Raw genomic sequence first — 21,822 nt, forward strand, 5'->3', positions numbered from 1 at the left:
GCAAAGGTCAGGAGTACCGTTTCAGACGCTCACGCCAGTTGCCACCGTGCGTGCGCTGGCACGCTTCCTCGGAGTCGAAACGCACGTTGCGCTCTGATGGGAGCAGGTCGATATCGGCCTCCTTCAGCGCAATGGCCGTCAGCTCAAGCAGGCGTGCCTTGGCATCAGTCAGGGCGAGGTTTTTGTCGGCCTCGGTGTCGAATACCCAGATGACGTTCAGGGTTGCCGTCAACGCGTTCAGGTCAGCGGTGTGGGTCAGCCAGGTGAAGCCTTTGATTTCGCTTTTTGCGCTTTCACACGCGTCAGTGAGCGTGGCAATCAAGCGCCGCTCGATCCGCGCCAGTTCACGTTTTCCAGGGGGCATTGCAGATCCTTTGACGACAGTGGTGGTGTGGTCTCACTGTAATTGCTGAGGTTCAAAAATCCTCATGTCCAACCCGAATTCCCTGTGGGAGCGAGCTTGCTCGCGAAAGCGGTAGGTCTGTTATGTCAGTGTTGACTGACTTGGCGCCTTCGCGAGCAAGCTCGCTCCCACAAAGGTTGCTGTGAACCGGGATGCCCCTGTCCAGCACAAATCTTTGTGGGAATGTGGCGTCAATCCAGATCGCTGGCCTGATGCCGTTCGGCAACCTGGCTCGCCTCGTCACCCCAGGTGCGATTGACGCGCTGGCCACGAATCACCGCAGGGCGTTGGGCGATGTCCTCTGCCCAGCGTTGCACGTGGGTGTATTCGTGGGCCGCTAGAAATTCGGCGGCCGAATACACGTTGTTGCGCACCAGTTGGCCGTACCACGGCCAGACCGCGATGTCGGCAATGGTGTAGCTGTCGCCGGCCAGGTAGCGGCTTTCCTTGAGGCGTCGGTCGAGCACGTCGAGCTGACGCTTGGCTTCCATGGTAAAGCGGTTGATCGGGTATTCGAGCTTTTCCGGCGCATACGCGTAGAAGTGCCCGAAGCCGCCGCCCAGATAAGGCGCGGCGCCCATCTGCCAGAACAGCCAGTTCAGGGTTTCCGTGCGGCCGGCGGGATCTTTCGGCAGGAAGGCGCCGAATTTCTCTGCCAGATACAGCAGGATCGAACCGGATTCGAATACCCGAATCGGCGGCTGTGTGCTGCGGTCGAGCAGCGCCGGAATCTTCGAGTTCGGATTGATCTCGACAAAACCGCTGGAGAACTGATCGCCTTCGTTGATGCGGATCAGCCACGCGTCGTACTCGGCCTCGGTGTGCCCCAGTGCGAGCAACTCTTCCAACAGGATGGTCACCTTGACGCCGTTGGGCGTCGCCAGTGAATACAGCTGCAGCGGGTGTTTGCCTACTGGCAGGGTCTTTTCATGCGTCGGCCCGGCAATCGGGCGGTTGATGCTGGCGAACTGGCCGCCGGACGGGGCTTCGTGTTTCCAGACGGCGGGTGGAACGTAGGGCGCTTTACTCATGAAATGGGCCTCATGGTGAACTTGCCGAGAATGACCTGACGGGTATCAGACACGACAGCATAAACGCTCTAGCTCAGGACTGCGCAACCCCCGGAATGATCAAACACGCCGCCAGACCCATCAGCGCGATCCCGATGACCTTGTCGACGATCCGCTGTTTTTCCAGCAGGCGCCGGCGTAGCCGTTCAGTGGAGAAAAACAGCGCGACCAGGCTGAACCACGCCCAATGGGCGATCGACATGAACAGGCCATAGGCGAAGTTCAACGTCAGCGAACTGCCTGGCTCGACCACCTGGCTGTACGCCGCGACCACGAACAACATGGTTTTCGGATTCAGTGCATTGGTCAGAAAACCTGAGCAGAACACCTTCCAGGCACGGGGCGCCGAAGCACTCGCATCGGCAAATGTCAGCACCGATTTATTGGTAAAGGATTTGATGCCCAGATAGACCAGGTAGCCGGCGCCCAGCAGCTTCATCATCCAGAACAGCATCGGTGACTGAGTGATGATCAGCGCCACCCCGAACACCGTGTAAAACACATGAACCTGCACGCCACAGGCAATGCCCAGCGCAGCCAGCAAACCACTGCGCCGCCCGTAGGCGTAACTGTTGCGAGTGACCATGGCAAAGTCCGGGCCGGGACTGATCACCGCCAGAAGGGTGATGGCGATCATCAAAAACAATTCATTCATCCCTACGCTCCATTGCATCATTTACGCTACTTGAATTCACAGATTCAAAGTCCGCAGACATTTCTTCCAAAAGCCTGGAAGGATGCGGCAGGCATTGAGTGGCGCAATGATGGAGAATTGTCACTGGCAAAAAAAACGATTTATAGTCGCGAAAATCTGTGAGAAATCATCGCCTATATGAATCTGCCTCCGCTGGCTGCCTTTCGCTTCTTCAACACCGCCGCCCAGACCCAGAGTTTCGTCAAGGCTGCCGAGCTGCTGCACGTCACCCACGGCGCGGTCAGCCGCCAGGTACGCTTGCTGGAGGAGGCGATCGGCGTCGAATTGTTCGAACGGCGCAACCGCGCGATCTTTCTCAACCATGCCGGGCGCTTGCTGTTCAATGTCACCGCGCCGATGTTCGAGCAGTTGGAAAGCGCGGTTTATCGCCTGCAACGCGAAGTTCACGATGACGTGCTGGTGGTGTCCTGCGAGCCGACCATCGCCATGAAATGGCTGATTCCGCGCTTGCCTGACTTCCACAGCACTCACCCGCAGTTGCAGGTGCAATTGCTGACGGCCGGCGGACCGATCGACTTCGCTCGTTCAGGGGTGGATCTGGCGATCCGCCGCGACGATTTCCATTGGGACGAGACCGTGCACGGCGTGACTGTTTGTGAAGAGTGGATCGGCCCGATCTGCGTGCCGTCCAGTCGTCCTGACGGCGATCATTTGCGCGATGCCTGCCTGCTGCACAGCAAGACGCGCCCGCAGGCGTGGGACAACTGGGTGCGACTGGTTGGCATGAATGCGTCGGGTGTCAGTCGGGTCGATTACGAGCATTTCTACCTGTGCATTCAGGCCGCGCTGGCCGGGTTGGGCGTCGGTATGGCGTCGTTTCTGATGGTGCAGGACGAACTCGAATCCGGACAATTGATCGCGCCGTTCGGCTTCGTTCGCGACGGTTCGAGTTATTGCCTGCTGTCACCGCGACCCTTCGAACAGAGCGCCAATGCCATGCTTTTTCGCGAGTGGATTACCCAGCAGATGAGCGCGTGCAGTCAACGGCTCGGTGCTGATCTGAAGCCTTGAAGACAGAGGCGCTGCAGTCATCAGCCAGGCACGATCAACGGGCTTGCATCGGCCAGCGCCTGTTCAGGTGCTCCGTCAAATAATCCATGAAGGCTCTGACCTTCGGCGTCATCGCCGCTCGCTCCTGTACGCACGCATAGATGTCCATCGGTTCGACATAAGACTGCGCTTCACCTTGGAGATGGTCGAACAACGGCACCAATTGCCCGCTTTCAAGGTAGGGTGCGGCGACGAATTCGGCCAGGCGCGTGACCCCTGCGCCGTTGACTGCCATTTGCGCCAGGGCATCGATGTCGTCGCTGATGGCGGTGGCGTTGATCGGGGCGTCGTAGTGCTGGCCGTCTCGGATGAAACCCCAGCGCAGAAAGCGCCCGTCCAACGGGTAACGGAACGCCAGGCAGGCGTGGTGTTGCAGGTCTTGCGGTGATAGCGGCACGCCGGCGCGTGCAAGGTAGGCGGGTGCAGCGCAGAAGATGAAAGGCAGGGAGACGAGCCGGCGCGCGACGATACCGTCTTCCAGTTGTGGCTTGATCCGCAGGCTCAGATCAATGCCGTTCTGGATGTGATTGATCTTCCCATTGGTGGTCGACAGCTCGACCAGCAGGCGCGGATGCAGTGCGGCGAAACTGGCCAGTAACGGCGCCAATACGTGGCGGCCGAATGCGCTGGTGGAGGCAATGCTCAAGCGGCCTTGCAACTCGCCTTCGTCGCCGATGATCGCGCTTTGCGCCGACTCCAGATCAGCCGCAATACGTCGAACCTTCTCGTAGTACAGCGCGCCATTTTCGGTCAGGGCCATGCTGCGGGTGGTGCGCTGCAGCAGACGCACGCCGAGGTGCGTTTCCAGGCGACTGAGGGTCTGGCTGACCGCTGCCGCACTGACGCCCAAGGTCTTGGCGGCGCCGACGATGGAGCCGGCTTCAACCACTTTGATAAAACTGGCAATCGCCGCCAACAGATTCATCCGTGTCCCGCCGCGTGGGTTTGATTCGTAAGTTGTGCTTTATAAAGTACCTGTGGCGGGCCGTCTAGTTGGGGGCAGGGGGCTTTGCTAAGGTGCCGACTCCCAGTCAATGGATGGAAAAGCCATATGAATCAAAGAACCACTACCGATGCCTTGTATCCCACCCGGCGCAAGCTGTCGCCGCGTGCAACGCCGTACGTGTTTGCGTTGTACATGGCGACGATCATGGCGTTCCTGATGTCACTGGTGATCACCGCCGCCAACTCCGGGATTGATAACGACTACCTGAGTAATGCGCTGCACGCCTACAAGCTGGCGATGCCGGTGGCTTTCCTTTGCATCCTCGTGGTGCGGCCGATCGTGATCAAACTGGTGGCGATGACGGTGCATCCGCATCGCTGAGATACACCTCAGAAAAACTCGTCGAGCAACTGATAAAAGGCGATTTTTCGCTGATCCGGTTGCACGCCGTAAGCCTCGAAAAATACCGGCAGCCATTGCTCGCCCAGGTTGTAGGCGATGCTGTGGGCTGCCAGTGCCAAGTCCTGAAACCGATCGGAAACACCCAGTCGCCCGCAGTCGACGAAACCGCTGAAGCGACCGTTGTCGGCGAGCAGGTTGGGCAGACACGCGTCGCCATGGGTCACCACCAGGTCTTCGCTGTCCGGGCGCGCGGCCAGCATCTGCTCGAACACCGCTTCGGCGCCTTGGCCGAGGCGCGAATCGTCAAAATCTTCTTCATCGATCAAACCAGCCAGCAGGTGCTCGCGGGCCAGGGCGATTTTCGCATCGAGGCGATGATCGAACGGGCAGTTTTTGATGTCGAGCGCATGCAAGGTGCGCAAGGCACTAGCCGCCAGCGAGACGATTTGCTGCGGTGCGAGATCCCCGCTGCTGGCGAGGTCTCGCCCCGGTACGGCAGTCATCAGCAACCAGTAACGGTCATGGGCTTCGGTGCTGTCGAGCACCCGCGCTGCCGGCACATCCTGCTCCGCCAGCCAACGCAGGCGCTGGACTTCGCCGGGCAATTCGGCAAAGGAAATCCGTGGTTCCGATTTGACGAACAGCGGGTCTGATCCAGCGGGCGTGAGGCGGAACACGTCGGCACGGGATTCACCGATGGTTTGTTGTTCGTAGCGGATATCAGCGAAGCGTTGGCGCCATGTCTGTGGCAGATCCATTTTCATTGGTACCTTGTGACAGTGGGCGCCAGTGCGCCTTCAAGAATTCGATAAACACTTTGACCTTGCGCGTGCTGCGCCGGTGCGCCAGGTACAGCACGTAAATCCACGGGCCGAACGCGCTTGGCTCACGCCAGTACTCGGGCATCACTTCCACCAGCTCGCCGCGCGCCAGGTACGCTGCGGCGCTCCATTGCGGCAGAAACTGCAAGCCCTGGCCCTTCAGCAGGCACGCCAGCAGGAAGTCGTAATTGTCGCTGGCTACTCGCGGATTCGGCTGGGTCAGGCGAATCCGACGGTCCCCTTGCTTGACCCACCAGAAATGCCGGTTGAGCAACGGATGGCGGAAGATCAGCCAGTCGTGCTGCTGATAGTTGTCCAGTGACACCTCGTTGCCCTTGCGCGCCAGGTACGCCGGGCTGGCGCACAACACCACCTGATTCTCGACGATGGGTTGGGCGATCACCCCCGGCAGGTCGATCGGGCCGTCACGCAGCGCCAGATCGTAACCGCCATCCACCGGATCGTCATAGCTGTCGCTTAGGTCGACTTCCAGATGCACTTGCGGATGGGCGTCGAGAAAACGGCAGCAGACTTCGTTGAGAAACGCCGGGGCGAAGGAGGGCGGGGCGGTGATGCGCAGGCCGCCGCTCAATTCGTGCTTGAGCTGTTCGACGCCTTCGCAGGCCAGTTGCAATTGCATCAGCGCCTGCCGCGCACCGTCCAGATAAATCCGCCCGGCTTCGGTCAGCGCCATGCGTCTGGTCGTGCGGTCGAACAGGCGCGTGCCGAGCTCGTCCTCCAGCTGCGCCACGGCTTTGGTCAGGGCCGACGGGGTCTTGCCGAGCACCTCGGCGGCGCGGCTGAAATTGCCGTGTTCGGCGGTGGCGACGAACATGGTCAGGGCGCTCATCTTGTCCATTGATCTATTCCTGCTGGGCACAGAAGTTGTGCGCGAGGTGGCATTCAGTTATCGCCAAGGCTTGGATAGGCTTGCTCGCAGCCTAACAAAAATAACGAGAAACCTCATGAAGCAGCTACTGACCCTGATGGTGTCATCGGCACTGGCCTGTGCCTCGCTGGAAAGTCTGGCGTCTGCCGATCTGATCCTGCACAACGCCAAGGTCTACACCGCCGAACCCGGCCAGGCCTTGCAGCAAGCGGTTGCGGTGGAAAACGGCAAGATCCTCGCCGTGGGCACGGGTGCGCAGGTGTTGCGCCTGAAGACGGCGGCCACGCAAGTGATCGACCTGCACGGCAAGGTGCTGATGCCCGGCTTCATCGACTCGCATTCGCACACCATCAAGGGCGGGCTGCAGCTGTTGCAGGCGAATCTCGACGGGCAACTGCTGCCGCTCGATCAACTGGAACAACGCCTGCGCCAATGGCGCCAGAACGGTAAGGCGCAGCGTGGAGAATTCCTCAGTGTCGGCGGGTTGCCATCGACTTACTGGAGTGACATCGCCGGTCTCGAACAGCGCTTCAATCAGGGCGAATGGGCAAACCTGCCGATCCTGCTGCTGGGCTGGGATCTGCACACCGGCTGGGCCAATCGAGCGATGCTCGAACGTGCCGGTGTGACGGCTGAAAAGATCAAGGGACTTAAAGGCGAAGAGCAGGCGACCATCGGCCATCACTCCGACGGCAGCCCGGATGGCTTCCTCGTCGATGCCGGTCTGTACCCGGTACAGGCCTTGCTGCCGCCGCCGACGGCTGATCAGTTGCTGGCCGGCGGGCGCGCGGCGCTGAACTACTACAAGAGCCTGGGGATTACCGGCTGGCTGGACCCGCTCGCCAACGAAGTCCCCGGCAGTGACATCACCAACACCTCGCTCGGCGTGTTGCCGACCTACAAAAAGCTCTCGGAAAACGGCGAACTCACCGCTCACGTTGCGGCGCTGCTGATGGCGGACTCCAAGGCCAGACCGGCCGACCTCGATGAGCTGGACAAGGTGCGCCAACAGTTTCTCGGGGTCAGCAACCTGACCCTGCCGGGGATCAAGATCTTTGCCGACGGTGTGGCCGAAGTGCCGGCGCAAAGCGCGGCGATGCTCGAGCCGTACCGCAACTCGAAAAAAACCGGTGAACTGCTGATCGATCCGGCGCATTTCGGCGAACTGGTCAGTGCCGCCGATGCGCGCGGCTGGCTGGTGCACATCCACGCCATTGGCGACCGCGCGGTGCGTGAATCGCTCAACGGCATCGAGCAGGCGCGCAAGGGTCGGCAGAGCGGCATCGTCCATTCGATCACCCACCTGCAAATGGTCAACCCCAAGGAATTCGCCCGCTTCAAGGCGCTGAATGTGATCGCCTCGATGCAGATGTTCTGGGCCGCCGCCGACGAGTCGAGCATGGATCTGGTCAAGCCTTACGTCAGCGCGATGGCCTTCATGTACACCTATCCGGCGCGTTCGCTGTTGAAGAACGGCGCGACCATCGCCGGTGCCAGTGACTGGCCGATCACCACCCCCGAACCGTGGAAGGCGATCTATCAGGCGGTCAGCCGCAAAGGCCCGAAAGGCGTGCTCAACGCCGCCGAAGACATCGACCGCCAGACCATGTTCCAGGCCTACACCCTCAACGCAGCCAAAGTGCTGCGACTGGAAGACCAGATTGGCTCGCTCAAGCCCGGCAAGCAGGCCGACATGATCGTCCTCGACCGCGATGTATTCGCGGTCGATCCCATAGCCCTGCGCGACACCCAGGTGCTCAATACCTGGTTTGCCGGGCGCGAAATCTACCGCCGCAAGCCTTGACGGCATCTCTGTGTAACGTAACCAAGGAAACCTTTTCGTGAATGTTCATTGCTTTGTCACCGACACCCGTAACCCGCAGATTCGCGGGCAACAGATTGGCGCCACCTGGGCGGCTCAGATCCGCCAGACCGTCGAGCTCTATCTGGATTTCTTCAATCAGGTCGGTGTGCCTCAGGCACAGGTGCAGACCATAGGCGAAGCCAGTCTGCAAACCCTGCAAAACTGGTGCCCGAGCCTCGCCGAAGAGATCGTCGCCACTGCTGAGGGCGCCGGGATACCACTCTGGCAGCTCGCCAGCCTGAATGCCCGTACCGAGATTCTCGCGGTGATGCCGGCGTCCACCGAAGGCGAGTGCTCGACCGCCGTGTTCGCCCCCAATGGCGCGAGGGCGCCACGCACCATTCAGACCTGGGACTGGCACGATTCGCTGGTGCCCAACGGATTGATTCTGCAACTGACCACGGCCAAGGGCATGACGGTCAAGCTGTTCACCGAGTTCGGCATGCTCGGCAAGATCGGCGTCAACAGCGCGGGGCTGGGGTTGCACTTCAACATCCTGCATCACGCCAGCGACAACGGGTCTGCCGGGGTGCCGGTGCATGCGATTGCCCGGCGCATCCTCGAAGAAGCCAGCAGCGTTGACGAAGCGATTGCGCTGGCGCGTTCAGCGCGGGTCAGTGCCTCGACGGTACTGACCGTGTTCACCCGTGAGGATTCGAACCCGCGTGCGGTGAGCATTGAAATGTCGCCAGCCTTCACCGCCGTGGTGCGGCCCGATGCCGAAGGCTGGATCACTCACACCAACCACTTTCTCGATCCCGAACTGAGTCTGGGCGAGCGCACGCCTGATGCGTCCACGACCTACGCGCGTATTGCCCACGTCAACACGGCGCGGCCGAACATGACCAACGGCAACCTCAGTCAGCGGGCTGACGCCATGTGTGGCGAGGCGGGCGAAGACGCGCCGATCTGCTTCCACCCGGATCTGAGCATGCCGGCCACCGAGCGTTGGGAAACCTTGCTGACCATCGGCATCGACACTGAAAACAGCGTGCTCGAATACGCCGCCGGCAACCCCGCGCAGCTGGCCCGAAACGGCTATCTGCGCTTCTGAATCGCTGCCTCCAATAAAAACAAAACGAGCAATACACATGGCTACCGAGATTGATCGCACGAGCGGTTCCCCGTCTGCGCTGAGGACGTTTTTCGTCTCCGGCATGGGCACCGCCCTGGAGTTTTACGACTTCGTGATTTACGGCACCGCCGCCGCGCTGGTGTTTCCCAAGGTGTTCTTCCCGCAGATGGACCCGCTGACCGCGACGCTGGTGGCGTTCGGCGCCTTTGGTGCCGGGTTCTTCGCCCGGCCCCTTGGCGGCATGGTGTTCGGGCATTACGGTGACAAACTCGGCCGGCAGAAAATGCTGGTGATCACGCTGCTGCTGATGGGTTTGAGCACGCTGTTGATCGGGTGCCTGCCGGGCTATGCGACCCTTGGTGCTGGCGCACCGGTGTTGTTGGTGCTGCTCAGGCTGGTGCAAGGCTTTGCCGCCGGTGGCGAGTGGGGCGGTGCGGCGCTGTTCGGCATCGAGTCGGCGCCGCCCGGGCGACGTGGGCTGTGGGGCAGTTTCACCAGCATGGGCATCGGTATCGGCGGGATTCTCGGTGCCGGGGTGTTCGCCATTGTCAGTGTCGCGGCGCACGATGACCTGGCCGGATTCGCCTGGCGCATTCCGTTCTGGCTCGGTGGTGTGCTGGTGCTGATCGGTCTGTATGCGCGCCTGCAGAAACCCCTCGAACAGCCCGCCGAACCGCAGGCCCACGTGCGCATGCCATTGCTCGAAGCGCTGCGCGCACGGCCCACAGCCATGCTCCTGTGCACCGGCATTGCCTTTGGCTACGTGACCATCGCCTACATCGGCAGCACGTTCTTTTTGTCGTATGCCACGCAACTGGGTTACGGCAGTACCGACGCGCTGATTTTCGACTTGTCGCTGTCGATCGCCATCGTCATCACCGCGCCGTTGTTTGCCTTGCTGTCGGACCGCATCGGCCGTCGCAAGGTAATGGTCCTCGGCGCGGTGATCATGGCTCTCGGCTTCTTCGCATTCTTCCCGCTGATCGGCCTCAAGAGCCTGCTGGTTTCCACCGCTGCGTACATCGTCATCGGTGCGTTCATGGGCGCGACGCAGGGGCCGATTCCGGCGTTCCTCGCCGAGCAGTTTCCCCGGCACATGCGCTATTCGGGAATGTCGGCGGCCTATCAGATCGGCGCGGCGCTGGGCGGGGGGACGGCATCCAGTGCGGCCACGGCGATTCTGATCGCCAACAACCACAACGCGTTCGGGGTGGCGGTTTACGGCGCGGTTGCGCTGGGCATTGTGGCGGTGTGTTCATTGCTGCTCAAAGAAACGGCGCACCTGAGCCTTGAGCAGATCGACGAGGCCGAGTGGCCTTCACCCATGACCGTTACCAGTTGAACCACTCGTCCCTGTAGGAGCTGCCGAAGGCTGCGATCTTTTGATGTTGTTTTTCAAGATCAAAAGATCGCAGCCTTCGGCAGCTCCTACATGAAGCGGCTCGGCAATAAAAACAATCGAAACTTCGCGCGCGTCCCGACTGTCCAGACCCATGTACCGCCCGGCGGATATCTCGCCGGGCAGGCTTCATGCATCGGTGACAGGCGAGGAACGAGATGACGACGACAGTGGGAGATTTTCTGGTTGAGCGGCTCAGCCAATGGGGCGTCACGCGGATTTTTGGTTATCCGGGAGACGGCATCAATGGTGTGTTCGGCGCGCTCGCCCGAGCCAATGGCAAGATCGAATTCGTTCAGGCCCGGCACGAAGAAATGGCCGCGTTCATGGCATCGGCCCACGCCAAGTTCACGGGCGAGTTGGGCGTGTGCATTGCCACTTCCGGTCCCGGCGCTTCGCACTTGATCACCGGGTTGTACGACGCGCGCATGGATCACCAGCCGGTGCTGGCGATTGTCGGCCAGCAGGCGCGGACGGCGCTCGGCAGTCATTACCAGCAGGAGCTGGACCTGGTGTCGATGTTCAAGGATGTCGCCGGGGCGTTTGTGCAGCAGGCGTCGGAGCCGTCGCAAGTGCGGCATTTGCTTGATCGCGCCGTGCGCACGGCGGTTGGCGAGCGGCGGGTGACGGCGATCATCCTGCCCAATGACCTGCAGGATCTTGCGTACGAGCCACCGGCGCGGGCCCACGGCACTGCGCATTCCGGCGTCGGATACACCAAGCCGAAAGTGCTGCCCTACGAGGCCGATCTGCAACGCGCCGCCGACGTTTTGAACAGCGGTGAAAAGGTCGCAATTCTGGTCGGCGCTGGCGCGTTGCAGGCGACGGATGAAGTGATCTCTGTCGCGGAAAAACTCGGTGCTGGCGTCGCCAAGGCGTTGCTCGGCAAGGCCGCGCTGCCGGACGATTTGCCGTGGGTCACCGGCAGCATCGGCCTGCTGGGCACCGAACCGAGCTACAAGATGATGCACGAGTGCGACACCTTGTTGATGATCGGCTCGGGTTTCCCCTATGCCGAGTTTCTACCGAAGGAAGGCCAGGCACGGGGCGTGCAGATCGACCTGCAGCCGGACATGCTCAGCCTGCGTTATCCGATGGAGGTCAATCTGGTCGGCGATTCGGCGGAAACCCTCGCGGCACTGCTGCCGTTGCTTGAACAGAAAACCTCGCGCAAGTGGCGCAAGAAAATTGAAGGCTGGCGCAGCACCTGGGAAAAGACCCTGGAAAAACGCGCCATGTCCAAGGCCGATCCGATCAATCCGCAGCGGGTGGTGTATGAACTGTCACCGCGCCTGCCGGATCAGGCGATCATCACCAGCGACTCGGGCTCCTGCGCCAACTGGTACGCCCGTGACCTGAAAATCCGCCGGGGCATGCAGTGTTCGCTGTCCGGTGGCCTGGCCTCGATGGGCGCCGCCGTGCCGTACGCGATTGCCGCCAAGTTTGCGCATCCCGAGCGCGCGGTGATTGCGCTGGTGGGTGACGGCGCGATGCAGATGAACAACATGGCCGAGCTGATCACCGTCGCCAAATACTGGCGCCAGTGGGACAGCCCGAAATGGATCTGTGCGGTGTTCAACAACGAGGATCTGAATCAGGTCACTTGGGAGCAACGAGTGATGGAGGGCGATCCGAAGTTTGAAGCGTCGCAAAGCATTCCCGACGTGCCGTATCACCTGTTCGCCATTTCCATTGGCCTGAAAGGAATTTTCGTCGACCGCGAAGAGGACGTCGCCGCCGCCTGGGAACAGGCGCTGGCCTCGGACGTGCCGGTGCTGATCGAGTTCAAGACCGATCCCAACGTGCCGCCGTTGCCGCCGCACATCAAGCTCGAACAGGCAAAAAAATTCGCCACCACTTTGCTCAAGGGTGACCCCGACGAAGCGGGCGTGATTGTGCAAGCCGCCAAGCAGGTGCTGGCCAGCGTCCTGCCTGGCAAAAAATAGATGCCTGTAGGAGCTGCCGCAGGCTGCGATCTTTTGACTTTGATTTTTTAAAAACAAGATCAAGAGATCGCAGCCTGCGGCAGCTCCTACAGAGGGTCGTGAGGGATAAACCGATGAGCAAAACCGTCAGCGCCCAAGATCTGCACATCAGCCTTGATCCGTTAAGCGAGGAGGGGTTGTTCAAATGGCTGCTCGCCAGTTTCCTGATGGGCAAGCGTATTCAGGCCGGCATTGCTGCAGAGGCGTATCGAATGATTGCCGAGCGGCATCAGCGCGACACGCCGCGCGAACTCGCCAACTGCACGCATCGGCAATTGGTCGGCATGCTCGGTGAGGCGCATTACGTGCGTTACGACGAAACCACGGCCACGCGTCTGCTGGCGCTGGCGGCGCGGCTCAATGACGAATACGCCGGCAAGGTTGGCAATATCGTCAAGGTCAGCGCCGATCGGGCCGAGTTCGAAAAACGCCTGATGGCGTTCGACGGGATCGGCCCGAAGACCGTGGAGATTTTCATGCGTGAAGCGGCGAAGGGGCTTTTTTGATGTTCATCGGTTGCGCAGGCTGGAGTCTGGGGCGTGAGTATTGGCCGCAGTTTCCGGCCGAGGGCACGCATCTGCAACGTTATGCCGCGCAGTTCGACTGTGTGGAAATCAACAGCTCGTTCTATCGCCCGCATCGGCGTCAGACCTATGCGCGTTGGGCGGATTCGGTGCCGCCGGGCTTTCGCTTTTCAGTCAAGGTGCCGAAGCAGATTACTCATGAATGGCGTCTGCAAAACTGTGATCAAGCGCTGGACGAGTTTCTCGGGCAGTGCGAGGGTTTGGCCGATCGGCTGGGGTGTTTGCTGGTGCAACTGCCACCGTCGCTGGCCTTTGAGCCGGCAAGTGCAGAGGCGTTTTTCGTGGCGTTGCGCCAACGCTTCGCCGGTGACGTGGTGCTTGAGCCACGGCATGAGTCGTGGGTGGTGGCAGAGCCGATGCTGCAGGCGTATAGGATTGCCCAGGTCGTGGTTGATCCGTCGCGGATCAGTACCGACGGTGCGGCGCAGGGCTGGGCGGGTGTGCGCTATTGGCGGCTGCACGGCTCGCCACGGATTTATCACAGTGCCTATGAGTTGCCATATTTGCAGCAGCTGGCGCAGGACATGAAGGCCTGCGCTGCGGAGGGGGCCAGCGTCTGGTGCATCTTCGACAACACCGCCAGTGGCGCCGCGTTGGGCAACGCGATGACACTGGCGGAGCTGACCAGGGCCTGACTCAGGCTGACAGGTGCTCGTACAGAATGGTCGCGCCGACGATCATCAGTACCACGCCACCAACGATTTCTGCGCGCTTGCCGACGACCGCACCGAGCACACGACCAAGCATCACGCCAATGGTCACCATGGTCATGGTCGCCACGCCGATGGCCGCTGCCGCCACCCAGATATTCACGTCGACAAACGCCAGGCCGACGCCGACCGCGAGCGCGTCAATGCTGGTGGCGAACGCGGTAACCGCGAGAATCAGGAACGAGTGCTGACCGGGTTTTTCTTCTTCCTCGTCTTCGTGCTTCAGGCCGTTGTAGATCATGTGCAGGCCGAGGATCAGCAGCAGGGTGAAGGCGATCCAGTGGTCCCATTCGGCGACCCAGCGGGTGGCAGCCTGGCCGATCAGCCAGCCGATGATCGGGGTGATGGCTTCGATCACGCCGAAGATCAGGCCAGTGCGCAGCGCCTCGGTCAGACGTGGTTTGTGCAGGCTGGAGCCTTTGCCGATGGCCGCGGCGAACGCGTCCGTGGACATGGCCAGAGCGAGGAATATGAGGGAAACAGGATTCACGGGGGCACACTTCCAGTCGGGCTATGAGTCAACGACACAACCACACGCCCGACTTCAGGCATGGATGTGTCGTCGGTCTCACCAACCAAAAGGTGTTCGTACCACGGCAGGTTGCCGAGAATGTTGATACGAACGCTTCCGAGGGACTCGGAAACAGGCTACTCCCCAACGAGGCTGCGGATCTTATGGGGGCAAACATGAAAATTTTGTCAAAAGCATTGAGACGATCGATCAACACAAGACTCTGTGGCGAGGGAGCTTGCTCCCGCTGGGTCGCCAAGTGGCCCTTTCTTCGCCGAACAACAAAAGGCCTGCTGCGCAGTCCAGCGGGAGCAAGCTCCCTCGCCACAGATATCTTCACACGGAGTTACGCTCGAACTTGTCAGCTCAGCGCTCCTCATTGATCCGCAACTGCGCACACAACCCGCCCTGCGCCCGGTTGTACAGCTGCAACGAGCTGCCGATCTTGCTGACGATCATTTGCACGATCGCCAGCCCCAGTCCGGCGCCGTTATCGTGGCCGTGGCTGTAAAAACGCTCGAACAGCCGCGCGTAGTCCAATTCGTTGATCCCGGGCCCGCTGTCCTCGACGCTGATGTACACCGCGCCGCCCGCCTGCGGTTGCACCTGGACTCGCACCTCGCTGCCCGGCGGGGCGAAGTTCAGCGCGTTGGTCACAAGATTCTGCAAGGCGATGGCGAGGGCCACCGGGTCGGTGTCGACCGGGCAGTGGTGGTCGCTGTCGAGGATCAGTTCGACGTCTTTTTCCATGGCCAGCGGTGCCAGTTCGGCGAGTTCTTCGCGTACCAGTTCGGTCAGCTCCACGCTGCGGGTTTCGGGATTGGCCAGGTGCGGTTCGATGCGCGCCATGGTCAGCAACTGACTGGCAATGCGCGTCGCCCGATCTACCGCGCTGAGCAGATATTCCAGCGCCTCTTCGCGTTGTTGCGGGGTCGCCGCCAGTTGCGCGTTTTGCGCGTGGATCCGCAGGATCGCCAGCGGTGTACGCAGCTCATGGGCAGCGTCGGCAATGAAGCGCCGCTCACGCGCCAGCAGATTGTCGATCTGCTGCAGCAGCCGATTGAGCGCGGTCTGCATCGGCTCCAGATCGTGGGGCAGGGGGCTGAGGTGCAGCGGTTTCAGGGTTTCGGTGTCACGGCCGCGAATGCTCTGCGCCATGGCGCGCAACGGTTGCAGGCCCCAGCCGATGGTCAGCCAGATCAACGCGGCCAGCAGCGGTACGCCAATCAGGCTCGGCCAGACGGTGTGGCCGACGATGCGCTCGATCAGATCCTGGCGGATGTCGTCGCGCTCGCCGACCCAGATCAGCAGCCCTTGTTGCGAATCCTTGAGCAGAAACGCGCACCAGTCGCGGCCATTTTCCATCAGGTCATGCGAGCCGAGAGTGGTGGGCGGTGCGGCAAGTTCCGGCGCTTCAGCCGAGCGCACCAGCAACTGCCCGTCGCTGCGCCAGACCTGAAAGGTCAGACGGGTTTCGTAAGGGTGCGCGGCCTCGCCGTCGCCGACCCGGCTCATGGCTTCATCGAAGGCCTGATAGAGCCGGCTCCAGTCGTTGTCGCCCGGCGCACGCTGGGCCAGCACGCCTTGCAGCAGGCGTGCGCTTTGCGCCAGTTGGGCATCGTAGACTTCTTCGATTTCATGGTGACTGTCGCGCAGCACCAGCCAACTGATCAGCAGGTCGCCGATCAATACCAGAATCAGCACCGGCACCAGAATCCGCGCGCGTATGGAAATCATGGTTTGAGCTCCACCACATAGCCGACACCGCGCACGGTGCGGATCAATTCGCTCGAGAGTTTTTTGCGCAGGTTGTGGATCAGCACTTCGAGGGTGTTGCTCTCGACCCGATCCTGCCAGCCATACAGCGCTCGCGACAGGCGCTCGCGGGTGACGACTTTGCCCGGGCGGGCCATCAGTTGATGCAGCAGTTGATACTCCATCGGCGTCACCACCACATCGGTGCCGTGCCAGGTGACCTGCTGCGTGACCGGATCGAGACACACACCGGCATGTTCAAGCACCGGCTGCGCACGGCCCTGACTGCGGCGCAGCAATGCGCGAATCCGCGCTTTCAGTTCATCGACGTCGAACGGTTTGATCAGGTAGTCGTCGGCGCCGGCATCCAGCCCGGCGATGCGTTCGGCGGTGCCGTCGCGGGCGGTGAGGATCAGTACCGGCAAGTCCTGTTGTTCGCCACGCAAGCGTTGCAACAGCGCGAGGCCGTCGAGCCGGGGCAGGCCGAGGTCGAGCAGCAGCAAGTCGAAGCTTTCACTGCGCAGGGCGTGCAGGGCGCTGACCCCGTCCTGCAACCAGTCGAGCGTATAGCCTTCGCTGCCGAGGGCAACGCGAATGCCTTGACCGAGGGCGCGATCATCTTCGACCAGCAATAGGCGCATAACGGATTCTCTTGAGGAAACACGGCGGTTGATCGGCGGCATCATGCCGCTGTGCAGCCAGCTGTGGCAGCTGACCCGACGGGAAAGATGTAACGACTCGTTGCCAACTAAGCTTCGACTAAGGTTGCTTTTGCACAGTGAGGCCTTCCTCATCGAGCGAGAGTGTTTCCATGCGCAAACTTCTGCTGTTGTCCCTCATCGTTGCCAGCCCATTGGCCGTCGCCGGCCCGCAATGCACCACCGCCGAACGCTCGCAGTGGCAAGACCAGAAAGCCTTTCAGGAGCAGCTCAAGGCCCAGGGCTACGAGATCAGCAAGTTCAAGGTTACCGACGGCAACTGCTACGAGATCTACGGCTTCGACAAGGACAAGCGCAAGGTCGAGATCTACCACGACCCGGTGAGCGGCAAAGCGGTGAAAACCGAGATCAAGGGCTGATGCCGAGCGCGTCCGTGCGCCTGTGGGACCCCGTGGTGCGGCTGTTTCATCTGTCCATCGCGGGCGTCTTCGTTGCCAATTACTTCTTCAATGAAGTCGGTGACGCTTGGCATGTCTGGCTCGGCTATTACGCCATGGGCTGGCTGCTGGTGCGGCTGGTATGGGGCTTCGTCGGGCCGCGCAGTGCGCGTTGGGCGGATTTCTGGCCGACGCCGACGCGGCTGGTCGCCCATGCGCGATCCCTGATTCGCGGACGTCCCGAGCATCGCCTCGGGCATTCGCCGATGGGCGCGCTGGTGATGCTGTTGATGTTGCTGGCGATGTTTATCACCGGTTTGAGCGGCTGGGCCATGGAAGAGATCGACGCCTTGTGGGGCTCCGATTGGCCGTTGCAGGTGCACGAAACCGCCGTCGACAGCTTGCTGGTGCTGGTGTGTCTGCACATCGTCGCCGCGCTGTTCGAGAGTTTTCTGGTTCGTGACAACTTGCCGTTGTCGATGCTCACCGGACGCCGACGGCACCTGCCGGACGATCCTCCGCGCTGACAGGGATGTGTTGTCGATTGCCCACCATCCTGTTTTTGCCGTGAGTCCACTATGCGTGCGCTTCCCGATCGCTTGAAATTTATTCTCGGCGGACTGGCCGTGAGCCTGGTTTTCTTTAGTGCCTGGCGCAGTCATCCGGCTCATGTGCTGGCGCCATTTGCCGAGGCCACGCCGCCGGTGGATGCTTCGCTGCAGGCACCGGAGCCGCTGTACAGCAGTCGCTTCGTCTCCTCGCAACTGAATGATTTCGTGCACTCGTCGTCGGTGACCGCGCTGCCGGGCGGCGACCTGATGGCGGTGTGGTTCGCCGGTTCCCGCGAAGGCGCCGCCGACGTGCAGATCCGTACCGCCCGCTATGACGCCAACACCGCGGAGTGGGGCGCCGAGCAGGTGTTGGCCACCCGCGAATCGACCCGCGACGGCACCCGCCGCTACATCCGCAAACTGGGCAATCCGGTGATCGCCCTCGCGCCGGATCAACGGCTGTGGATGTTTTATGTCTCGGTATCCGTGGGCGGCTGGGCCACCAGTGCGATCAACGTGATGGTTTCGGATGATTTCGGGCGCAACTGGTCGGCGCCGCGACAGCTGATCACTTCACCGTTTTTCAACATCAGCACACTGGTGCGCGCCGCGCCGGTGTTCCATGCCGACGGTTCGATCGGCCTGCCGGTGTATCACGAGTTCATGGGCAAATTCGCCGAGTACCTGTACCTGAGCGCAGACGGCGCGGTGATCGACAAATTCCGTATCAGCCGTGGCAAGCATTCGTTGCAGCCGACCATTGTGCCGCTGGACGGAAAACGTGCCGTGGCGATGCTGCGTTATGCCGGCGACACTCATCATCGAGTGCTGGCCAGCCGTACCGAGGACGCCGGGCAGACCTGGAGCGAGCCGTATCCGCTGGAACCGGCCAACCCCAATTCATCGCTCGCGGCGGTCGGCACCGGTGACAACGGTCTGCTGGTTGCGCTCAATGATCTGCAGGACGGACGCTTCAAGCTCAGCCTCTATGGCACCGATGCCAATCTGAACCACTGGCGCAACGTGATCGAACTCGATCAGTCGCCCGATCCGCTCGGCCAGCCGTTCGCCCCCGAAGCCTACAAGGCGATCATCGGCGAAGGTTTTCGTGCTTCCAGTGGTGCCCGGCGCTTGCCGCTGGAGCAACGCTTTCTGAGCAATCTGGACTACCGGGTGTGCAAGCCGCAGGGCTGTGATTTCGAGTACGAGTATCCGTACTTCAGTCGCGGCAGCGATGGTCTCTATCACCTGGTGTATTCGTGGAATAACACCTTCATTAAACATGTCAGCTTCAACGAAGCGTGGCTCGAGGAGCGCCTGTGATGCTGTTGCTCTGGCAAGCCCATTTGACATTCATCCTGCTGGGTTTTGTCCTGCTCGGCTCGTTGCAATGCACGCAACGCTGGCGCCCGTGGCTGTTGCCGCTGCTGGCGCTGGTCAGCTTCGTGCCAGTCAACGAGTTGCCCTTGGCGGCGTATGTGCGCAGTGTCACCGACGATCTGGCGATCACCACGCTGGTGTTGCTCGGCTGGGCCAGTCTGGTCCGACTGGGCGTGGTCGAGCGGCAGACATTGTCGGCACGGGTGCAGGTGCTGGTGCTGTTTACCGTGCTGGCCGCGCTGTTGTACCCGGCGACGATGGGCCTGACGTATTTCGATCCGTACCGCTGGGGCTTCAATCCACGGCCGATGATCGTCTGTATCGGCCTGCTGGCACTGGCGCTGTTGTGGCTGCGCAACACGCTGGCGGTGTCGATGCTCGCGCTGGGCACGCTGGCGTTCGCCTTGCGTCTCAAGGCTTCGGAAAACTACTGGGATTACCTGATCGATCCGCTGCTGGTGGGTTACTGCCTGGTTGCCGCTGCGGCGCTGTGCATCCGCCAGGTCTGGCGTCTGCTGCGAGCCGCACCGGCGGGCACGACATCTTCTATTTGAACCAACGACACAGAGGTCAATGATGGGCTGGTTGCAATCGCGACGCCTGCGCTACGGCGTGGGCGCGGCAGGTTTGGCGTTCTTGTTGTTTGCCGTGCTCAGGCTGATATTCGTGCTGGGGTTTTCCGGGATTGCGCCCAGCGAGCTCATCGATAATCCGGCACTGCGCGAAACCCTCGGGATCGGTTTGCGCTTCGACCTCCGCCTGGCGGTGTTGCTGATATTGCCGCTGGCACTGCTGGCCTGGCTGCCGCGCTGGAACCTCACGCGGTTGCCATGGCTGCGCGTGGTCGTGCGGGTTTACTGGCTGCTGGCGCTTGGTGCGGTGGGCCTGCTGTACATCATTGATTTCGGCCACTACGCCTACCTCGGCGTGCGGATCAACGCCACGGTGCTGCGTTATCTGGAAGATGCGCAAATCTCACAACAGATGGTCTGGGAAACCTATCCGGTGCTGTGGATCGCGCTCGGCTGGTTGGTGGTGCTGGGCGTCTGGTTCTACGGACTTTTGCAGCTGGAACGGCTGACACTGGCCCGTGAACCCAAGGTTATCCGGCGTCCATCGCTGGCATTCGGCACCGGGCTGGGCGTGGTTGCGGTTCTGCTGGCGCTGCTGGGTCGCGTCGACAATCTCAATCTGGAAAACCCGGTGCCGCTGCGCTGGAGCGATGCGTTCTTCTCCGGTGACGCGCAGATCGCCGCTGTCGGCCTGAACCCGGTGCTGTTCCTTTACGACACGTTGAAGACTGGGCAGGCGCAGTTCGACGAGCAGCAAGTGCGCGAGCACTATCCGTTGATCGCCCGCTATCTGGGTGTGGATCGACCGGACCCGCAACGCCTGACGTTCGAGCGTCAGCAAGGTGTGCAACCGTATCGGCTGCAGGGTACGCCGAACGTGATGTTCGTCATGCTCGAATCTCTGGGCACCAGCGCCGTCGGCGCCTATGGCAATCCGTTGAACCCGACGCCAAACCTCGATCAACTGGCGACCCAAAGCTGGTTTTTCAAGCACTTCTATGTGCCAGTCACCGGCACTGCGAAAACCGTGTGGGCGAGCATCACTGGCGTGCCCGACGTGACGCGCCGCGAGACCGCCACCCGTCATCCGCTGATCACCCGTCAGCACACGCTGATCAATGCCTTCACCGATTACCAGAAGCTCTACATGATCGGCGGCAACGCCGGCTGGGCCAATATCAATGCGTTGATCCAACAAAGCATCGACGGCGTGCGCCTGTATCAGGAAAGCGACTGGCGTTCGCCGCTGGTGGACGTGTGGGGGATTTCCGATCTGGATCTGTTCAAGGAGAGCGACCGCATCCTGCGCGACCTGCCGAAGGACCGACCGTTCTTTGCCTACGTGCAAACCTCGGGCAACCATCGGCCGTTCACCATCCCCAAGGACAACGACGGTTTCAAGGTCAGCAACCTGTCACTGGAGCAGGTGCAGGCTGCCGGTTCGCGTAGCGTCGAGCAGTACAACGCGGTGCGCCTGCTGGATTTCAATATCGGCAAATTGATGGAATTGGCCAAGGCCGGCGGCTATTACGACAACACGATTTTTGTGTTCTTCGGCGACCACAACACCCGCATCAGCCAGATCCCGCACATGCCGCCGGCGTTCGAGCAACTGGGCCTGGAAAGCAATCATGTGCCGATGCTGATTCACGCCCCGGGGCTGCTGGCGCCCAAGGTCATCGAGCAAGCGGTGGGGCTGACGGATTTGCTGCCGACAGTGGCGGGGATGGCCGGCGTGCCGTTCAGCAATGGCGCGATGGGCCGCGATGTCCAGCAACCGGCGCCGGAAGGTGAGCGCGTGGTGCCACTGGTTTTGCGCGAGGGCACGTTCCCGTTGATTGGCGGGGTGACCAAGGATTTCCTCCTGCAGATGCAGCATGACGGCAGCTCACCGACCCTGCATGACCTGGCGTCGAAGACCCCGCTGGATAACGTCGCCGAGCAAAATCCCGAGGAATTCCAGCGCCTGGTGGAGCTGACGCGGGGGCTGCACGAGAGCGCGCGGCTGATGCTGTATCGCAACGTTCGCTGACCGGGTGGGGAC

At 61.5% G+C, this 21,822-nt stretch carries 22 protein-coding genes and 1 riboswitch; of the genes, 13 read left to right on the top strand and 9 right to left on the bottom strand.

Annotation, left to right across the window (positions count from 1 at the left end):
- Window positions 1-7: 7 nt before the first annotated feature.
- The 3 genes from LOY52_RS11215 to LOY52_RS11225 form a co-directional block, all read right to left on the bottom strand.
- Window positions 8-364: a hypothetical protein gene (locus LOY52_RS11215; protein ID WP_258679503.1), complete on the bottom strand. Its 357-nt coding sequence runs from the start codon at window positions 362-364 to the stop codon at window positions 8-10.
- A gap of 230 nt (window positions 365-594) precedes the next feature.
- On the bottom strand, window positions 595-1,434 hold the full coding sequence (gene yghU / locus LOY52_RS11220; protein WP_258679504.1) for a glutathione-dependent disulfide-bond oxidoreductase: 840 nt from the start codon (window positions 1,432-1,434) through the stop codon (window positions 595-597).
- Between the two features lie 73 nt (window positions 1,435-1,507).
- The gene (locus LOY52_RS11225) at window positions 1,508-2,128 is read right to left on the bottom strand and encodes a LysE family translocator (RefSeq protein WP_258679505.1); all 621 of its coding nucleotides are present in this window, start codon (window positions 2,126-2,128) and stop codon (window positions 1,508-1,510) included.
- A gap of 177 nt (window positions 2,129-2,305) precedes the next feature.
- On the opposite strand from LOY52_RS11225, the gene LOY52_RS11230 reads away from it, so the two are divergent.
- Window positions 2,306-3,199 carry a LysR substrate-binding domain-containing protein gene (locus LOY52_RS11230; RefSeq protein WP_258679506.1) on the top strand — a complete coding sequence of 298 codons (894 nt, stop codon included), beginning with the start codon at window positions 2,306-2,308 and terminating at the stop codon, window positions 3,197-3,199.
- A gap of 34 nt (window positions 3,200-3,233) precedes the next feature.
- Here the strand turns inward: LOY52_RS11230 and LOY52_RS11235 are convergent, their stop codons facing one another.
- Window positions 3,234-4,163, bottom strand: coding sequence for a LysR family transcriptional regulator (locus tag LOY52_RS11235; RefSeq protein ID WP_258679507.1), 930 nt, complete (start codon window positions 4,161-4,163; stop codon window positions 3,234-3,236).
- A gap of 126 nt (window positions 4,164-4,289) precedes the next feature.
- On the opposite strand from LOY52_RS11235, the gene LOY52_RS11240 reads away from it, so the two are divergent.
- A complete protein-coding gene (locus tag LOY52_RS11240) occupies window positions 4,290-4,565 on the top strand; it encodes a DUF2798 domain-containing protein (RefSeq protein ID WP_247268978.1) in 276 nt (91 codons plus the stop codon).
- 8 nt (window positions 4,566-4,573) lie between these two features.
- On the opposite strand, the gene LOY52_RS11245 is transcribed toward LOY52_RS11240, so the two are convergent.
- Together LOY52_RS11245 and LOY52_RS11250 are read right to left on the bottom strand one after the other, a co-directional pair.
- Window positions 4,574-5,344, bottom strand: a complete 771-nt coding sequence (locus LOY52_RS11245; protein ID WP_258679508.1) for an APH(3')-II family aminoglycoside O-phosphotransferase — start codon at window positions 5,342-5,344, stop codon at window positions 4,574-4,576.
- Complete coding sequence (locus LOY52_RS11250; protein WP_258679509.1) at window positions 5,307-6,266, bottom strand: LysR family transcriptional regulator; 960 nt, start codon at window positions 6,264-6,266, stop codon at window positions 5,307-5,309. Before LOY52_RS11250 ends, LOY52_RS11245 begins: the two co-directional genes overlap by 38 nt.
- Window positions 6,267-6,372: 106 nt before the next feature.
- Here LOY52_RS11250 and LOY52_RS11255 point away from each other — a divergent pair, with 106 nt between their 5' ends.
- The 6 genes from LOY52_RS11255 (at window position 6,373) to LOY52_RS11280 (ending at window position 13,838) form a co-directional block, all read left to right on the top strand.
- Window positions 6,373-8,100, top strand: coding sequence for an amidohydrolase (locus tag LOY52_RS11255; protein ID WP_258679510.1), 1,728 nt, complete (start codon window positions 6,373-6,375; stop codon window positions 8,098-8,100).
- Between the two features lie 37 nt (window positions 8,101-8,137).
- Complete coding sequence (locus tag LOY52_RS11260) at window positions 8,138-9,214, top strand: C45 family peptidase (RefSeq protein WP_258679511.1); 1,077 nt, start codon at window positions 8,138-8,140, stop codon at window positions 9,212-9,214.
- A 37-nt stretch (window positions 9,215-9,251) separates the two neighbouring features.
- The gene (locus LOY52_RS11265; protein WP_258679512.1) at window positions 9,252-10,577 is read left to right on the top strand and encodes an MFS transporter; all 1,326 of its coding nucleotides are present in this window, start codon (window positions 9,252-9,254) and stop codon (window positions 10,575-10,577) included.
- A gap of 215 nt (window positions 10,578-10,792) precedes the next feature.
- Window positions 10,793-12,580, top strand: coding sequence for a thiamine pyrophosphate-requiring protein (locus LOY52_RS11270; RefSeq protein WP_258679513.1), 1,788 nt, complete (start codon window positions 10,793-10,795; stop codon window positions 12,578-12,580).
- A gap of 113 nt (window positions 12,581-12,693) precedes the next feature.
- Window positions 12,694-13,125 carry a DNA methylase gene (locus LOY52_RS11275; protein ID WP_258679514.1) on the top strand — a complete coding sequence of 144 codons (432 nt, stop codon included), beginning with the start codon at window positions 12,694-12,696 and terminating at the stop codon, window positions 13,123-13,125.
- Window positions 13,125-13,838 (top strand): DUF72 domain-containing protein, encoded by a 714-nt coding sequence (locus LOY52_RS11280; RefSeq protein WP_258679515.1) that lies wholly within the window; start codon window positions 13,125-13,127, stop codon window positions 13,836-13,838. The genes LOY52_RS11275 and LOY52_RS11280 overlap by 1 nt, the downstream gene beginning before the upstream one ends.
- Before the next feature lies 1 nt (window position 13,839).
- On the opposite strand, the gene mntP is transcribed toward LOY52_RS11280, so the two are convergent.
- From mntP to LOY52_RS11295, 3 genes are all read right to left on the bottom strand, one after another.
- On the bottom strand, window positions 13,840-14,403 hold the full coding sequence (mntP, locus tag LOY52_RS11285; protein WP_045122500.1) for a manganese efflux pump MntP: 564 nt from the start codon (window positions 14,401-14,403) through the stop codon (window positions 13,840-13,842).
- Between the two features lie 6 nt (window positions 14,404-14,409).
- Window positions 14,410-14,582: riboswitch (yybP-ykoY riboswitch) on the bottom strand.
- A gap of 208 nt (window positions 14,583-14,790) precedes the next feature.
- Window positions 14,791-16,161, bottom strand: a complete 1,371-nt coding sequence (locus tag LOY52_RS11290) for an ATP-binding protein (protein WP_258679516.1) — start codon at window positions 16,159-16,161, stop codon at window positions 14,791-14,793.
- Window positions 16,158-16,820 (bottom strand): response regulator, encoded by a 663-nt coding sequence (locus LOY52_RS11295; protein WP_139054787.1) that lies wholly within the window; start codon window positions 16,818-16,820, stop codon window positions 16,158-16,160. The genes LOY52_RS11290 and LOY52_RS11295 overlap by 4 nt, the downstream gene beginning before the upstream one ends.
- A 170-nt stretch (window positions 16,821-16,990) precedes the next feature.
- Between LOY52_RS11295 and LOY52_RS11300 the strand changes: the two genes are divergently transcribed.
- The 5 genes from LOY52_RS11300 to LOY52_RS11320 are packed head-to-tail and all read left to right on the top strand — an operon-like array spanning window position 16,991 to window position 21,810.
- Complete coding sequence (locus tag LOY52_RS11300) at window positions 16,991-17,257, top strand: PepSY domain-containing protein (protein ID WP_007960465.1); 267 nt, start codon at window positions 16,991-16,993, stop codon at window positions 17,255-17,257.
- The gene (locus tag LOY52_RS11305; protein WP_258679517.1) at window positions 17,257-17,802 is read left to right on the top strand and encodes a cytochrome b/b6 domain-containing protein; all 546 of its coding nucleotides are present in this window, start codon (window positions 17,257-17,259) and stop codon (window positions 17,800-17,802) included. Before LOY52_RS11300 ends, LOY52_RS11305 begins: the two co-directional genes overlap by 1 nt.
- Window positions 17,803-17,853: 51 nt before the next feature.
- Complete coding sequence (locus LOY52_RS11310; RefSeq protein ID WP_258679518.1) at window positions 17,854-19,149, top strand: exo-alpha-sialidase; 1,296 nt, start codon at window positions 17,854-17,856, stop codon at window positions 19,147-19,149.
- A complete protein-coding gene (locus LOY52_RS11315) occupies window positions 19,149-19,760 on the top strand; it encodes a hypothetical protein (RefSeq protein WP_258679519.1) in 612 nt (203 codons plus the stop codon). The genes LOY52_RS11310 and LOY52_RS11315 overlap by 1 nt, the downstream gene beginning before the upstream one ends.
- A 22-nt stretch (window positions 19,761-19,782) precedes the next feature.
- On the top strand, window positions 19,783-21,810 hold the full coding sequence (locus tag LOY52_RS11320) for an LTA synthase family protein (protein WP_258679520.1): 2,028 nt from the start codon (window positions 19,783-19,785) through the stop codon (window positions 21,808-21,810).
- The last annotated feature ends 12 nt before the right edge of the window (window positions 21,811-21,822 follow it).

The organism is Pseudomonas sp. B21-051 (assembly GCF_024748795.1).
Lineage (GTDB): Bacteria > Pseudomonadota > Gammaproteobacteria > Pseudomonadales > Pseudomonadaceae > Aquipseudomonas > Aquipseudomonas putida_A.

What these genes read in the sequence shown, in the direction of transcription:
- LOY52_RS11215 (WP_258679503.1), bottom strand. Translation starts at nt 364, where the DNA reads ATGCCCCCTGGAAAACGTGAACTGGCGCGGATCGAGCGGCGCTTGATT.
- yghU (WP_258679504.1), bottom strand. Translation starts at nt 1,434, where the DNA reads ATGAGTAAAGCGCCCTACGTTCCACCCGCCGTCTGGAAACACGAAGCC.
- LOY52_RS11225 (WP_258679505.1), bottom strand. Translation starts at nt 2,128, where the DNA reads ATGAATGAATTGTTTTTGATGATCGCCATCACCCTTCTGGCGGTGATC.
- LOY52_RS11230 (WP_258679506.1), top strand. Translation starts at nt 2,306, where the DNA reads ATGAATCTGCCTCCGCTGGCTGCCTTTCGCTTCTTCAACACCGCCGCC.
- LOY52_RS11235 (WP_258679507.1), bottom strand. Translation starts at nt 4,163, where the DNA reads ATGAATCTGTTGGCGGCGATTGCCAGTTTTATCAAAGTGGTTGAAGCC.
- LOY52_RS11240 (WP_247268978.1), top strand. Translation starts at nt 4,290, where the DNA reads ATGAATCAAAGAACCACTACCGATGCCTTGTATCCCACCCGGCGCAAG.
- LOY52_RS11245 (WP_258679508.1), bottom strand. Translation starts at nt 5,344, where the DNA reads ATGGATCTGCCACAGACATGGCGCCAACGCTTCGCTGATATCCGCTAC.
- LOY52_RS11250 (WP_258679509.1), bottom strand. Translation starts at nt 6,266, where the DNA reads ATGGACAAGATGAGCGCCCTGACCATGTTCGTCGCCACCGCCGAACAC.
- LOY52_RS11255 (WP_258679510.1), top strand. Translation starts at nt 6,373, where the DNA reads ATGAAGCAGCTACTGACCCTGATGGTGTCATCGGCACTGGCCTGTGCC.
- LOY52_RS11265 (WP_258679512.1), top strand. Translation starts at nt 9,252, where the DNA reads ATGGCTACCGAGATTGATCGCACGAGCGGTTCCCCGTCTGCGCTGAGG.
- LOY52_RS11270 (WP_258679513.1), top strand. Translation starts at nt 10,793, where the DNA reads ATGACGACGACAGTGGGAGATTTTCTGGTTGAGCGGCTCAGCCAATGG.
- LOY52_RS11275 (WP_258679514.1), top strand. Translation starts at nt 12,694, where the DNA reads ATGAGCAAAACCGTCAGCGCCCAAGATCTGCACATCAGCCTTGATCCG.
- LOY52_RS11280 (WP_258679515.1), top strand. Translation starts at nt 13,125, where the DNA reads ATGTTCATCGGTTGCGCAGGCTGGAGTCTGGGGCGTGAGTATTGGCCG.
- LOY52_RS11290 (WP_258679516.1), bottom strand. Translation starts at nt 16,161, where the DNA reads ATGATTTCCATACGCGCGCGGATTCTGGTGCCGGTGCTGATTCTGGTA.
- LOY52_RS11295 (WP_139054787.1), bottom strand. Translation starts at nt 16,820, where the DNA reads ATGCGCCTATTGCTGGTCGAAGATGATCGCGCCCTCGGTCAAGGCATT.
- LOY52_RS11300 (WP_007960465.1), top strand. Translation starts at nt 16,991, where the DNA reads ATGCGCAAACTTCTGCTGTTGTCCCTCATCGTTGCCAGCCCATTGGCC.
- LOY52_RS11305 (WP_258679517.1), top strand. Translation starts at nt 17,257, where the DNA reads ATGCCGAGCGCGTCCGTGCGCCTGTGGGACCCCGTGGTGCGGCTGTTT.
- LOY52_RS11310 (WP_258679518.1), top strand. Translation starts at nt 17,854, where the DNA reads ATGCGTGCGCTTCCCGATCGCTTGAAATTTATTCTCGGCGGACTGGCC.
- LOY52_RS11315 (WP_258679519.1), top strand. Translation starts at nt 19,149, where the DNA reads ATGCTGTTGCTCTGGCAAGCCCATTTGACATTCATCCTGCTGGGTTTT.
- LOY52_RS11320 (WP_258679520.1), top strand. Translation starts at nt 19,783, where the DNA reads ATGGGCTGGTTGCAATCGCGACGCCTGCGCTACGGCGTGGGCGCGGCA.